The sequence below is a fragment of the Streptomyces sp. NPDC051677 genome, assembly GCF_044453465.1.
Classification (GTDB): Bacteria; Actinomycetota; Actinomycetes; order Streptomycetales; family Streptomycetaceae; genus Streptomyces.
The window spans coordinates 14225-28503 of the sequence record NZ_JBITCT010000049.1 but is presented as its reverse complement, the minus strand read 5'-3'; the positions used below and the strand labels follow the sequence as shown (position 1 = coordinate 28503).

Here is a 14279-nt window from a genome sequence, read left to right as displayed (position 1 = left end):
CGAGTGACTCACATGCGTCGGTCGAGCGGGGTTCTCAGTGCCAGGGCAGGCTGCCGCGCCGCTCCCAGTACGTCTTCGGGTCCTCCGTGAGCGCGGACAGCCGGTCGAGCTGGTCGTCGTCGAGGTCCACGACCGCGGCGTGCAGGTTGGAGGCGAGCTGGGTGGCCGTCGCGGCGCCGGAGAGGACGACGCCGGCCCAGGGCCGGCGCAGGATCAGGGCGAGGGCGACCGCGTCGCAGCCGAGGGAGGTTTCTCCCGCGACGGCCTTCAGGGCGTCCGGCGCGTAGGGCTCCGCGAGGCGGCCGTTGGCCATGCCCTCCTTCACGATCACCGTGAGTCCGGCGTCGTGCGCCTCGGCGAGGGCGGGGCCGGCCGAGGTCTCCAGGGCGTTGTACGTCGACTGGACGGTCCGGAAGAGGGGCTCGCCGTCGACCGTCACGGCGAGGGCGGCGCGGATCGCGTCGGCCTGGGCGGGGCCGCTGGTGGAGAAGCCCACGGTGAGGCCCTGGGCGGCGGCTTCGGCGAGCTTGGCGTGGAGTTCCTTGTCGGTGAGGGCCGGGCTGTCCGGGGTCACCGAGTGGATCTGGTAGAGGTCGAGCCGGTCGCCGAGGAGTTCGTCCGTCTCGGCGCGCTGACGTTCATAGGCGACGAGGCTGTGGTCCTTGACCTCGTGCTGCTCCGCGTCCGTCGTCCAGTCGGCGGTGTAGGTGTAGCCCCACTTGCTGCCTACGACGATGTCGTCGACGTCGGGCCGGACCTTCAGCCAGTCGGCCAGGAACTCCTCGGCGCGGCCGTAGGAGCGGGCCGCGTCGAAGTAGCGGACGCCCTGGGCGTAGGCGGCGTCCAGGAGTTCGTGGGTGCGGGTGCGCAGGGCGTTGACGCTGCGGTCGGCGCCGAGGTCCTGGTCGCGTCCGACGTTGATGTAGCCGGGGCGGCCGACGGCGGCGAGACCCAGGCCGATGTGGCAGGTGGGGGTCGTCGCTGAGGCGAGGCGGGCGAAGGGCATCGCGGGCTCCGTTCGGTGGCTCCTTGCGGCTGCCACCAACCTAACCCGCATGCCGGTGACGAAACGTGAGCCCGCGCCTCCGGCGTTCCACCCCGCCGTTCCACCCCCGCCGTTTCACTCCCGGCGTTACACGGCCCTTTTCCGCGCCGGGATCGACGAGCGGCACGGAGCACGTGGGCGGCTGCCGGGGGAAACGGATCACCCACTGTCCAGGACGGCCTTCGGTCTCGAAGTCATGGGCCACCCGTGGCGGCTGACGCGCCGGTTCGGCCCGAGTCGGGGTCCTTGAGCCAGGTAGGTGATCTGTACGCCCCGGGCCGGCAGTCGGCGCACCGGGGCCGTGAAGTCCCGCTCGCGCGTTAACCCCCGCTCCCCGGCCGGCCGGGGAGCGGGGGTTAACGCGCGAGCGCGGTGGTCACCGCTTCTTGGCGTCCGCCCAGCTGTGCTGCGCCGCCACGTCGGCCTTGACCTCGGCGAGCTGGACGGCGACCGCGCTCGGCGCCGTGCCGCCGCGGCCGTCGCGGGAGGCGAGGGCGCCCGGGACGTTGAGGACGGTGCGGACCTCGGGGGTCAGGTGGGCGGAGATCTTCGCGAACTGCTCGTCCGTCAGCTCGTCCAGTTCCTTGCCCTCGGCCTCGGCGGCCTTGACGCACTCGCCGGCCACCTCGTGCGCCACGCGGAACGGAACGCCCTGCTTGACCAGCCACTCGGCGATGTCGGTGGCCAGGGAGAAGCCGGCCGGGGCCAGCTCCTCCATGCGCTCGCGGTGGACGGTGAGGGTGGCGACCATGCCGGTGAAGGCGGGGAGCAGGACCTCCAGTTGGTCGCAGGAGTCGAAGACCGGCTCCTTGTCCTCCTGAAGGTCGCGGTTGTAGGCGAGCGGGAGGGCCTTGAGGGTGGCCATGAGGCCGGTCAGGTTGCCGATCAGGCGGCCCGACTTGCCGCGCGCCAGCTCCGCGATGTCCGGGTTCTTCTTCTGCGGCATGATCGACGAGCCCGTGGAGAACGCGTCGTGCAGCGTCACGAAGGAGAACTCCTTCGTGTTCCAGATGATGATCTCCTCGGAGATCCGGGAGAGGTTGACCCCGATCATCGCGGTGATGAAGGCGAACTCGGCGACGAAGTCGCGGGAGGCCGTGCCGTCGATGGAGTTGCCGACGCTGCCGTGCTCGAAGCCGAGGTCCTTCGCGACCGCCTCCGGGTCCAGACCGAGGCTGCTGCCCGCGAGGGCGCCCGAGCCGTACGGCGAGACGGCCGTGCGCTCGTCCCACTGGCGCAGCCGCTCGGCGTCCCGGGACAGGGACTGCACGTGGGCGAGGACGTGGTGGGCGAACAGCACCGGCTGGGCGTGCTGCAGGTGGGTGCGGCCCGGCATCGCCACGTCCGGGTGGGCCTCCGCCAGGCCGATCAGTGCGTCCTGGAGCTCGGCCACGAGGCCGCCGATGATCCGGGCGTGGTCACGCAGGTACATCCGGAAGAGGGTGGCGACCTGGTCGTTGCGGGAGCGGCCCGCGCGCAGCTTGCCGCCGAGGTCGGCGCCGAGGCGCTCCAGGAGGCCGCGCTCCAGGGCGGTGTGGACGTCCTCGTCGGCGATGGTGCCCACGAAGGAGCCGTCGGCGACGTCCGCCTCCAGCTGGTCGAGTCCGGCGATCATCCGGGTCAGCTCGTCCTCGGTGAGCAGGCCCGCCTTGTGCAGCACGCGCGCGTGGGCGCGCGAACCGGCGATGTCGTAGGGCGCGAGCCGCCAGTCGAAGTGGACGGACGCGGACAGCTTGGCCAGGGCCTCGGCGGGACCGTCGGCGAAACGGCCGCCCCAGAGCCGTACGTCACCGCTGTTGCTGCTCACTTGCGTTGCTCCTCATCGCCGCACTGAACGTCCTGCATGATTATGCAGAGTTATGCATGATTCGTCAATTCTGAGGGTCCCGGCAAAGTTCGGTAAGAGAATTCGAAGCCTCCTTGAACAACGGCAACCGCTTGCCCGTACTTCACACCGACGCTGGCGCCGCGTTTGTAAACCCACTCCTGACCCAAGTGAGGCATCCCCATGTCCAGGGCTCTTCCCAAGTACAACAAGCGTCGCGTGGCGATCATCGGCGGCGCCGCCGCTCTGGCCCTGACCGGTGCGGTGGTCGTGAACCAGGCCCTCGCCGGGGAGTCGTCCGACAGCGGCAGCACGACCAACGCCAAGACCCTCGCCAGCCCCGGCACCATCACGTGCCCGGACGTGGCCTCCAAGCTGCCTGCGATCCCCGCCACCGCACAGGCCGAGGTCGATCGCAACCTCGCCCTGCTCCAGACGCAGATCAACGAGGCCAACAAGCGGCTCGTCGACACCGTGGGGCAGGGCGGCCCGAACTTCGTGCAGAACGCGATCCTCGGCCCGCTGGAGGACAAGCGGATCTCGACCGTCAACCGCATCGCCACGGCCATCGGCCGCACCGCCGAGAAGCCGCAGGGCCTTGAGGCGCTCGCCCCGTGCACCCTCAACGCGGGCGGTGTCGCCGACACCGGCACCGGGGCGGGCGCCGAGGCAGGTGCGGGCGCGGAAGCCGGCGCCGGCCAGGGCGCGGGCGACGCAGCCACCGCGCCGGCCACCGGGAACGACGCGGCGGGCGAGGGCGCGGGGAACGCGGCCGGCGATGCCGGCAATGCCGGCGGCGACGCGGCCGGCGTCGGCACGATCAGCTGCCCCGACGTCGCCTCGCAGCTGCCCGCGATCCCCGCCACCGCACAGGCCGAGGTGGACCGGAACCTGGCGCTCCTCCAGACGCAGATCAACGAGGCCAACACCCGGCTCCAGAACACCGTCGGCCAGGGTGGCGCCAACTTCGTGCAGAACGCGATTCTCGGCCCGCTGAAGGACAAGCGCGTGTCCACGATCGACCGCATCGCCATCTCGATCGGTCGCAAGGGCACCAAGCCGCAGGGTCTCGACGCGCTGGCCGCCTGCACGTTGAACAAGTGACGTGACAGGCACAGCGGCCGCCCCGAGAAGCGCCGGCCGGGGCGGCCGCTGTGGCGTTCCACCAAGGGCCTCAAGGGCTCGTCCGCCGTACTCGACGTGCGGGTTCGCGGTGTCCTTCATAGCGTACGACGCATCGCTCAACGCGTCCTTCGAGAGCGAGGAGCACATCGCCATGAGCCTGGACGGACTGCCCGGACTGCCCGGACTGCCGTTGCCCTTGCGTCCGATTTGACGGAATTCCCCCTTCCGCCGCTCTCGTCCCCTAGCGTGGCCTCACACGTGCGCGCACGTGCGCAGGTGTGAACAACATGGGGGATTCATGTTCCGACCCGCACGCGAACCACAGAGCAAACGCCATGTCCGCTCCTCCTTCTACGTCGTCGGCGAGGGCATCCTCGCCGAGTCGCAGGACGGCGAGCCCGCGCAGCCGCTGACCGCCTCCACCGTGGCGGACCTGCGCAAGTTCCGCTTCTCCCGGCTTGGCCCCCAGTCCAGGCCGGCCCACCAGCTCGACCGGGCCGCCCGCACCGAGCTGGCCAAGGCGATGACGGACCCCGCTCGGGACCAGCCCGACCAGCCGGGCGTCCCGTCGGGGTTCACCTACCTCGGCCAGTTCGTGGACCACGACCTCACCCTGGACGCCACCGCGGTGCGCCTGGAGGACGAGATCACGGTCCGCCAGCTCCTGCAGGGCCGCTCCCCGGCCCTCGACCTCGACTCCCTCTACGGCCTCGGGCCCGAGCACCGCTTCGACCGCCGCTTCTACGAGGACGACGGGCTCAGGCTGAAGACCGGGACGACCCAGGGCGTGCCGAACGACACCTCCATCGTGGGCCGGCCCCTCGCCGGGTTCGACCTGCCCCGGGCGGGCACGGGCTCGCTGAAGTCCGAGCGGCGCCGGGCGCTGATCCCGGACCCGCGCAACGACGAGAACCTGATCGTCGCCCAGATCCACACCGCCTTCATCCGGTTCCACAACCGGGTGGTCGCCGACCTGGTCGGCAAGGGCGTGTCGAGCGCGGTCCTGTTCGAGTCGGCGCGCGAGACGGTCGTCAAGCACTACCAGTGGATGCTGCGTCACGACTTCCTGCGCAGGATCGTCGACCCCGAGATCGTCGACGACGTGTTCAGCAACGGCCGGCGGGTGTTCGAGCCGGCGCCGCGTGAGCAGGACCTGCCGACCATGCCGATCGAGTTCTCCGTGGCCGCCTACCGGCTGGGCCACAGCATGGTCCGCGGCCGCTACAACTGGAACCGGATCTTCGACCAGGGCCGGGGCACGCTGGAGCTGCTGTTCCGGTTCAGCGGCACCAGCGGCATCCTCTCGCCGCCTCCCGCCGACGCGGCGGACCCGGAGGCGGGCGACTTCGAGCGCCTGCCCACCAACTGGATCGCCGACTTCCGGCGGCTGTTCGCCTTCCAGGAGGCGGTACCGGACCGGGCCGATCTCCAGGTGCCCGAGGCGCAGTTCAACCTCGCCAAGCGCATCGACAGTCTGCTCGTCAATCCGCTCGCCAACCTGCCGCTCGGCTCCTTCGGCGGCCGGGGACAGCCGGCGCCCCCGGAGATCGAGCTGAACCTCGCCTTCCGCAACCTCACCCGGGCGTCGATGCTGCGGCTCGCGACGGGACAGCAGATGGCCGAGCACTTCATCGACCGGAAGGTCGACGTGGAGCCGCTCACCAAGGCCGACTTCGCGCAGGGCGGCGGTGCGCAGCTCTCCGCCGGGCTCGTGGACGCCGTCGCCAAGCACGCCCCGCTGTGGTTCTACGTTCTGCGCGAATCGGAGGTGAAGGGCGGCGGGAAGCTGACCGGCGTCGGCGGCCGCATCGTCGCCGAGGTGTTCCACCGCGCCATGGAGGGCAGCCGGCACTCGATCGTGCGCGACCCCTTCTGGCGTCCCTTCCTCAGCCCGGTCGAGGAGCGCAACGCGAACGACGTCTTCGAGATGACCGACGTGATGCTGTACGCCTTCGAGGGCCGGGCAGACCAGCTCAACCCGCTGGGTCCGGTGACCTGACGGGACAGGCGGCGCCGCGCACGGTCGGCCCAGTCCGGCCTGCCGGCGTCGCCGGCCCCCTCTAGCGTCTGGATCATGGGCCCTCGTGTCGTCGCCGCCGCCGTCTGTGCGTCCCTCCTGCTGCTCGGTGCGGCTCCGGGCACCGGCGCTCAGCCGCCGCTGCCCGCGCGGATGGCGGACACCGGCGGCGGCACGCAGTTGATCACCGCCGTGGCCCCGGGGGCCGGCGCCACGGCGGGCACGCTCACCTGGTGGGACCTGCGGCACGGGCGATGGACGCCGACCGGCTCCACGCCGGCCCGGTTCGGCGCGAACGGCCTGGTCGAGGGAGCCTCGCGCAGGCAAGGCACCAACACCACGCCCACCGGCCTGTACGGCCTGCCGTTCGCCTTCGGCATCCGGGCGGCGCCGCGCGGGACGTCGTACCCGTACCGTCCCGTGCGCCAGGGCTCCTGGTGGTGCCAGGACAACGGCTCCCGTGCCTACAACCGGTGGACCGAGCCGCGGCCGGCCGACTGCCGTGCCGCCGAGTCCGAACACCTCGTCACGTACCGCACGCAGTACGCGTACGCGCTGGTCATCGGGTTCAACTACGGTGCGCCGGTGCGGGGTCGCGGGGCCGGGATCTTCCTGCATGTCAACGGCCGTGGGGCGACGGCCGGTTGTGTGTCCGTGCCGGAGGGGGCGATGCGGCGGATGCTGGCCTGGGCCAGGCCGTGGGAGCGGCCGCACATCGCGATCGGCACGGCCGGCGGCCCCACGGCGATCAGCCGGTATTGAGCCACCGCAGGGTGGTTGTCGGTGCGCGGTGCCATCATGTTCTCCTGCTCGGGGAGGGGAACGGGGACATGGAAGCGGCACGCAGGGCTCTGTTGATCGGCATCGGGGACACGCCCTCGGTCACCGACCTGGAGTCACTGGCCGAACCGGTCGAGGCAGACCTGCGGCTGCTGAGCACCGCCCTGAAGGCCTCGGGCTACGAGGTGGAGACCCTCCACGACGCCGGGCGCAGCCAGATCAGGTCGACGATCTACGAGGCGGCCCGGGAGTGCCCGCCGGGCGGGACCCTCCTGCTCTACTTCACCGGGCACGGCCTGCGCGTCAACCGCACCGACTACCTCGTCCCCGCGGACGCCGTACCCCCGACCGACGGCAACTGGCGGGAGCCGTACCTGGATTCGCTGCTGCCCGTCAACATCAACCCGCTCCTCGGCGACTGCTCCGCGGGGACCGTGCTGTGGTTCATCGACGCCTGCCGCACGGACACCGCGAGCGACGGGGAGGCGTTCGCCAACCGCGCCGACACCGGCCCGCCGAGCGGCGGGTTCGCGGTGATGGCCGGCTGCTCGGCCGGCCAGCGCAGCGGCTACACCTCAGAGGGAAGCTTCTTCGCCCGAGGCCTGGCCGACGCCCTGGGGCCGCTCACGCCCGCCCGCACGGTCGAGGACGTGCTCGCCGCCGCCCGCGCGAGAACCACCGAGGCGGCGTGGCGCCACCGGGTGCCCCAGGTCCCCTTGTTCCACTACGGCAGCCACGCCGAGGAGCAGACGAGGAAGACGGAGATCTGCGAGGGCCGTCCCCTTCTCGAAGCGTGGCTGGACGCCGCCCGCACCACACCGCTGTGGCGGCATCTGGCGCCCGAGGCCACCGCCCACGTGGACGGTCTGCAGGACGCGCTGAGCGAGTTCGTGGAGGGCTGCGCGCGCACGGTCCATCTGGCCCAGCGGCGCATGCCCTGCCCGGACCCGTGGTCCGACGACGCCTTCCCGGTCAGGCTGCTGTGCGACCGGCTGCCCCTGCTGCTGCCCGAGGGGGCCACGCTGTCCCCCGTCGAGGTGGTCACCCTGGTCGCCGCCCCGTTCCTGCACGAGGTGGCCTGGGCCGAGCGGCTCAGCCAGGCGGCGGAGCTCGGCCCGGACACGCTCGGGCGGCGCACGCCCGCGAACGCCCATCGACGGCACTACGAGCAGATCGTCGAACAGTACGGCCGCGTGGCGCGCAAACTCGCCGACTGCCAGGCCCGCGACCGCACGCAGGACAGCGCGGCGCTCACCATGTGGCTGGTGCACCGCTGGATCGCGGACCGCTTCCAGACCGACGACCAGGTCGTGCCCGCACCGCCGGCCGAGGCCCTGGCCGCGCGGCTGGGCGTCGCCGACGGCAGGGTGCAGGATCTCGCGGAGCTGCTCCGAGCGGCGGCCGGCGCGGTCGGCCCCGACGAACCCCTCGACGAACTGGCCGGCTGGACACCGCGCAAGGTGCTGCTGCCCGGTGGACACCAGCAGCTGCGCATCCGCCCGCTGGCCGCACTTCTGCGCCTGGCCGCGACCCTGGCGCTGGACGTGCGCGCCCTCGCGGACATCGTGGCCGAGCATCTGGCCGTCTCCGACCCGGTGCTGCCGCAGCAGACGGTGGCGATCGCGCACGAGCTGAGCTGGCACCGCGAGGGCAGCGCCCTGCATCTGGACGCGCCCTGTCCGCATCAGGCGGTGCACGCCGCGCTCCTGGAGACCGTCGACGCGGCCGACCAACTGGCCGCCCGCATCGGGGAGACGGCCGACCGGATGCCGGAGTCCGAGGCCGGGCTGCTGGCCGCCGTGCCCGGCCGGGTCACCGACCGCGATCTGCAGCCGCAGCGCAGCGGCGGGCAACCGGCGTACGAGGTGCCCCTGTTGCGTTTCCATCTCGCGCAGACCGAAGTGCGGGACCTGCTGATGGGCGAGCAACTCTACGGCGGCGAACCGCAGTTGGCGCTACGGGAGCTGTACCAGAACGCCATGGACGCCTGCCGCTACCGGGCGATGCGCTGGGAGTACCTGGGCAGCACCGGCCGCCGGCCGGCCGACTGGACCGGGCGGATCGTCTTCACCCAGGGCAGCGACGAGCGCGGCCGGTACGTGGAGTGCCGGGACAACGGCGTGGGCATGAGCGCCGAGCAGCTCAAGCAGACCTTCACGCGGGCCGGCAGCCGCTTCGAGCGGTCCGCGTCGTTCCGCAAGGAGCAGTCCCGGTGGCTGCGCCACGACCCGGCCCTGCGGCTGTACCCCAACAGCCGCTTCGGCATCGGCGTGTTCAGCTACTTCATGCTGGCCGACGAGATGACCCTCGTGACCCGGCAGGTCAGCCCGGACGGCATCCCGGCGGAGCACGCGTTCCGGGTCGAGATCCCCAGCAGCGGAAGCCTCTTCCGCATCCAGCAGCACGACGGCTCGGACGACGGCGTCGCCGAGGGCGGCACCCGCGTGCGGCTGTATCTGCGCGACGACGACAGCAGGAATCGGCGGCTGTCGTGCGTGACGGTGCTCCGGGAGCTGGTCCGGGTCAGCGAGTTCCCCCTGGAGGCGCGGGAGGGCACGGGACACGAGCACGTCTGGGAACCGGGAGTCCTGCAGCCCGCCCTCGGGACCGACCCCGCCGACGCCCTGGAGGCCGTACCGGGCGCGCTGTGGTGGGTGAACGGGCCGGGAGCGATCCTGTGCGACGGCATCGTGACCGACCGGACGCCGTTCGGCCATGTGGTCAACCTGACGGGACCCCATGCGGGCAGGCTCAGCGTGAGCCGCAAGGAGCTGCAGGACTTCGACGCGGAGTGGGTCGAGTCGCTGTGGCGGCAGGGCGCGGCGAAGCTCGCGGCATGGCCGACGCTGTCCCTGGCCTGGCTGGGGCAGCTCGACGACCAGAACCAGGCCGCGGCGCGGGTTCTCGATGCGCAGTGGCGGGGAAAGGGCGTTCACGTCCAGGACTGGGACGGCGAACCCGTGGACTTCGACCACGTGGGCTGGTTCCACCTGGACCAGCACATCGTCGGCGAGGTTCGCCTGACGGGCCGTCAGGCCCTGTGCGTGCCCTGGCGAGCCGTGGCCCTCGGGCTGCCGCCCGACAACCGTCGCGCCGCAGGACCCGTGGAACTCACCGGGTACCCGGTCCCCGCCGCCGGGGACGCCGAACTGGTGAGGTCGCCACTGGCCACCTGGTGCGAGGTGGTGTCCCTCTCGGCGACACAGCGAACGAGCGTCGAGGACGTCCAGCGCCGGCGCAGGGCCTTGCGCGTCGTACACCGCACCTTCGCGCCGCTCCCCCGCGGACTCGAGTCGTTGGACTGGATACCCGACGACAGCGACCGCGTCCTGATGGAGTCCCTGGCGGGTGACAACGGGGCGCAGGTGTCGGACGGCGACGGCTCCCGTCACTGGGGTGGTCTGATCCTGGCGTCGCTCCAGCTCTCGGCGCCCCTGGGCGAGCTGGTGGAACGCCTCGGCCGCTTCGCTCCCCTGCTGCCGTCCCCCGCCCCGGAGGTCCCCCACGCCTTCCAGGACCATGTCTGCACTCAGGACGACCTTCAGAGCGTCTTCCACCGCTCGTCCCCGCCGCACGCCAAACCCGTCTGGCAGTTGGCCGACGAACCGCTGCTCGTCTGCGACGTCGCCGAGCAGTCCGGCCGGCCGGTGGACGAAGTGCTGCGGCGACTGGCCGAGTTCGCCTGGCTGGGCTGGACCGCTCCGACGAGCGAGGCGGTGGCTCCGTGGGCCGTCCTCGCCGACGACGAGATTCTCGACGACGTCGTCCGCCTCTTCACGGTCAGGCTCCCGGAGGGCGGCCGTGAGCTGCTCTGGGCGGCGACCGTGGACTTCGCCGAGAGCATGGACACCGATCTCGCGGACGCCGAGCGGCAACTCGCGCAGCAGGCCGACAAGCTCGGCCTGCGGTACGAGCGGCGCTACGAGGAGGACACCGCGGCGGGCCGGGTCGAGCCGTCCTGGGACGCGGCGGTGCTGGTCCGGCGCCTCCAGGCCATCGACTGCGCCCTGGAGCGGGGTGTGGACCTGGAATCGCTGTCCATAGCCCGCGACGTCCCCGGCCACGTCCCCGGACAGGAGTGGGAGCCTTCCGTCGCGGTCGAGGAGTTGCGGGAGGCAGGAGTCCGAGTCCCGGACGACATCGCCCTCGCCGTCGACTGGAATCGTCTGCCGCTGCGGGACCGCTACATCCTCTCGGGCAAGGAGCCCTCCCTGGAGGAAGAGGACAACCCCGCCTCGGACATCACCTCCGGAGCCCTCTTCTACTCGGCGGAACGCCTCAACGAGACACTCCGCGAGGTCTGGACGACAGCCGACAAGTACGCCGAGCGCTACGGGCTGACCATGCCGTCGCTGCCCGAAGCCCTCGCCGACCTGCGCCCCACCAGAGGCATGACCATCGCTCTCCTCAGCCACCCGATCGACGATCGCACCAGCTCCACCGCCACCGCGCGCTGGAGCCGTCTCACCCCCCTGAATCTGGCCGCCTACGCCCGCCGGCTCGCGTCCGACGCGGCCGCGGCCTACGAGCGCCTGCTGCCGCTGCGCTCGATCGGCGCTCTCGTCCCCGAACTCCCCGCCGACGCGCGGGTCGCGCTGCAGGACCTGATGCCGGCCGAGCACGACCTCGTCGCACTGGGGAAAGATCACCGGGTGACGGGCGAGCGCGACCCCTATTGCGCGCTCGACCTGGTGAGCATCGCCGGCCGGCTGGGCGAGCCGCTGCCCCGGACCGTCGAGCGCATCACCCCGTACCTTCCGCTGTGCGCGGAGCCGCGCGTCCTGCCGCCCGTGCCCGAGGTCCTCCCGCACTGGCAGGACCTGGTCCTGCTCACGGAGGACCTGGACGGCATGCTGCCCGCGCTCCGAGGACGGGTGAGCCGGGGGCACGTCCGGCGGGCCGCCGCGGCCACCGGTGAGAGCGAGGAGTGGATCGCGGGGCGGCTGCGGTTGTACGCGCCGATGTTCGACCTGGTCGTCGACGAGAACGAGACGGACGTCGAGAAGGACATCGAGGGGGACGGTGACGGCGATGGGTGAGGCACCGCACGTGAACCACGACCACGGCACGGCGTATCTGGAGACCTACGTGGGCCTGGCCACGGGCGTCTTCGTCCGGCGGGCCGCCGAGGGCGGGCCGGGGCTGCGGATCGAGGGCACCTGCCCGCGCTGCCAGGGAGGCACCGTCTCCGAGTACCCGTACGGGCTCGCCGGGACCGGCGCCAAGGGGATCTTCTCCCGGCGACGAGGGACGGACCCGGCGTCCGCGCAGGCGCAGAGCGAGGAGGCCGCGCTGCTCCGTGAGGTGCACTACTGCGAGTGCGGCCACCCGCATCCCGACCTGCCCGCCGAGGCCCCGTTCGTGGGCTGCGGGGCGAGTTGGCGGGTGGCGGCGCTGAGCGTGGCGGACGGCGGATGAGCGCACAGTCGGACCGGCGCTGGACGCAGCTCGCCCGGGAGCTGGAGTTCCACCAGCTGCCGGAGCTGAGGCGGCAGGCCGAAGGGTGGCGGGCGGGCCTCACCGGGCTGGCGGCGCTGGTGGCGGTCCTCGTCACGCTCAAGGGGCGGGACGACCTCAACCAGGTTCCCGACGTGGCGCGGCAGACCGCCGGCGCTCTGGTGGGGCTCGCCTTCCTGCTGCTGGTGGCCGGTTCGGTCCTGGCGGTGCGGGCCGCCCACGGCAGCCCCGGCGAGCAGGTGCTGCTGGCCGGGCAGGCGCTGCGCGCGTGGACCCGGCGGGAGATCGTACGGGTGACGCGTTCGCTTCGGTGGGCCGCCGTGTGCTGTGTGACCGGGGTGGCGCTGGTGACCGCCGCCGTGGTCGTCGTCTGGACCACGACGGGCACTCAGCCCGACCATCTGGTGCGGGTCGTGACGACGACGGGCGGGGAACGCTGCGGGGAGTTGCTGGGCTCGGGACCGGACGGTGTGGTGCTGCGCGTGGAGGGCGAGAAGCGGACGCTTGTGCCCGGCCGTTCGGTGACGTCGGTGGTCCCGGTGTCCGCGTGCGCGTCCTCCGGGTGATCGGCTGAACACTCCGCGGCTTGCGCCCGTATCTGTGGGTCAAGGGTCAAGTCCCACGGAGGAACCGTGACCACCACGATCGCAGGCGGACGTGCCGCCCGCCGCCAGACGATGCGCCGCATCCGCCCGCGCCGATCCCCGGCCGTCCCGCTGCTGCTCGCCGTATGGGCGGGCGCGGCAGGCGTGCTGTGGCTGTGGTGGGCCAACACGCCGAACATCGCGGACACCAACAGCAAGATCCTCAACGCGGGACGGATCACCGGTCTGCTCGCCGGGTACCTGATGGCGCTCGTCGTGCTGCAGATGGCGCGGGTGCCGGCGCTGGAGCGGCGGGTGGGCTCGGACCGGGTCGCGCGCTGGCACGCGATGAGCGGCCGGTACACGCTCTGCCTGGTCTTCGCGCACGTGTTCCTCATCATGTGGGGTTACGCGTTGCAGGCCGGCAAGTCGCTCGGCGACATCGTCCAGCAGACGATCGACTCCGTGAACCAGCTGCCGGACATGGGCAAGGCCGCCATCGGCACCGGCCTGTTCCTGCTCATCGGGCTGGTGTCGATCGGCCCGGTGCGGCGCAAGATCCCGTACGACACCTGGTACCACATCCACCTGCTGACGTACGGGGCCGTGTTCCTGACGTTCTGGCACCAGATCACCACCGGCAACGACTTCGCGATCGAGCCGACCGCGAAGACCGTCTGGTACGCGCTGTACGGGTCGGTCACCGCGCTGGTCGTCTGGTACCGCATCGTCGTCCCGCTCCGGCTGAACCTGCGTCACCGCATGTACGTCGAGGCGGTCATCGAGGAGACGCCCGGCATCGTGTCCGTCCTGATCGGTGGGCGCAAGCTGCACCGCATCGGCGCGGAGGCCGGTCAGTTCTTCCGGTGGCGGTTCCTCGCGCCGGGGATGCGGTTCAGCTCCCACCCGTACTCGCTGTCGGCGAACCCTCGCCCCGAGCTGCTGCGGATCACGGTCAAGGCGATCGGCGACCACACCGCGGCGCTGCGCGAGCTGCGGCCCGGCACGAAGGTCTGGGCCGAGGGCCCGTACGGCGCGATGACCGCCTCCCGGCGCAGCCAGGGCAAGGTGCTGCTGGTCGCCGGCGGTGTGGGCATCACCCCGATGCGGACGCTGTTCGAGACGCTGCCGGGCGCGCCCGGTGACATCACCCTGCTCTACCGGGCCAACAGCACCCAGGACCTGGCCCTGTGGGACGAGCTGGCGAAGATCGCCGACGAGCGCGGGGCACGGCTGATGTACGCCGTCAACAGCCCCGACGGGGAGCGTCCCGACATCTCGACGGAGTCCCTGCAGCGGAAGATCCCCGACATCGACAGCCACGACGTCTTCATGTGCGGACCGAACGGCTTCGCCCAAGGGGTGTACGAGGCACTGCGCGGCGCCGGGGTCCCCGCCCGCCGTATCCATCACGAGTCGTTCGAGATGTGAGCGACCCGCACGTAC

9 protein-coding genes and 1 pseudogene are annotated in these 14279 nt (G+C 71.8%); 8 read left to right on the top strand and 2 right to left on the bottom strand.

Features of this window, described 5'->3' with window-relative positions; translation table 11 throughout:
- Nucleotides 1-34 precede the first annotated feature (34 nt).
- Both ACIBAF_RS39580 and argH read right to left on the bottom strand, forming a co-directional pair.
- Nucleotides 35-1006, bottom strand: coding sequence for an aldo/keto reductase (locus ACIBAF_RS39580; RefSeq protein WP_399469957.1), 972 nt, complete (start codon nucleotides 1004-1006; stop codon nucleotides 35-37).
- A gap of 415 nt (nucleotides 1007-1421) precedes the next feature.
- Nucleotides 1422-2852, bottom strand: coding sequence for an argininosuccinate lyase (gene argH / locus ACIBAF_RS39575; RefSeq protein ID WP_399469955.1), 1431 nt, complete (start codon nucleotides 2850-2852; stop codon nucleotides 1422-1424).
- 201 nt (nucleotides 2853-3053) lie between these two features.
- On the opposite strand from argH, the gene ACIBAF_RS39570 reads away from it, so the two are divergent.
- The 8 genes and pseudogenes from ACIBAF_RS39570 (at nucleotide 3054) to ACIBAF_RS39535 (ending at nucleotide 14264) form a co-directional block, all read left to right on the top strand.
- A complete protein-coding gene (locus tag ACIBAF_RS39570) occupies nucleotides 3054-3974 on the top strand; it encodes a hypothetical protein (RefSeq protein WP_399469953.1) in 921 nt (306 codons plus the stop codon).
- A 94-nt stretch (nucleotides 3975-4068) separates the two neighbouring features.
- Nucleotides 4069-4206, top strand: a pseudogene (locus tag ACIBAF_RS39565) (pyridoxamine 5'-phosphate oxidase family protein); the annotation flags it as partial.
- Nucleotides 4207-4293: 87 nt separating this feature from the next.
- Nucleotides 4294-5994 (top strand): heme peroxidase family protein, encoded by a 1701-nt coding sequence (locus ACIBAF_RS39560; protein ID WP_399469951.1) that lies wholly within the window; start codon nucleotides 4294-4296, stop codon nucleotides 5992-5994.
- A 75-nt stretch (nucleotides 5995-6069) separates the two neighbouring features.
- On the top strand, nucleotides 6070-6774 hold the full coding sequence (locus tag ACIBAF_RS39555; RefSeq protein WP_399469949.1) for a L,D-transpeptidase: 705 nt from the start codon (nucleotides 6070-6072) through the stop codon (nucleotides 6772-6774).
- A 68-nt stretch (nucleotides 6775-6842) separates the two neighbouring features.
- Nucleotides 6843-11831, top strand: coding sequence for a caspase family protein (locus ACIBAF_RS39550; protein WP_399469947.1), 4989 nt, complete (start codon nucleotides 6843-6845; stop codon nucleotides 11829-11831).
- Nucleotides 11824-12210 carry a hypothetical protein gene (locus ACIBAF_RS39545; RefSeq protein WP_399469945.1) on the top strand — a complete coding sequence of 129 codons (387 nt, stop codon included), beginning with the start codon at nucleotides 11824-11826 and terminating at the stop codon, nucleotides 12208-12210. The genes ACIBAF_RS39550 and ACIBAF_RS39545 overlap by 8 nt, the downstream gene beginning before the upstream one ends.
- Nucleotides 12207-12815, top strand: a complete 609-nt coding sequence (locus ACIBAF_RS39540) for a hypothetical protein (RefSeq protein WP_399469943.1) — start codon at nucleotides 12207-12209, stop codon at nucleotides 12813-12815. The genes ACIBAF_RS39545 and ACIBAF_RS39540 overlap by 4 nt, the downstream gene beginning before the upstream one ends.
- A gap of 66 nt (nucleotides 12816-12881) precedes the next feature.
- On the top strand, nucleotides 12882-14264 hold the full coding sequence (locus ACIBAF_RS39535) for a ferric reductase-like transmembrane domain-containing protein (protein WP_399469941.1): 1383 nt from the start codon (nucleotides 12882-12884) through the stop codon (nucleotides 14262-14264).
- Nucleotides 14265-14279 lie beyond the last annotated feature (15 nt).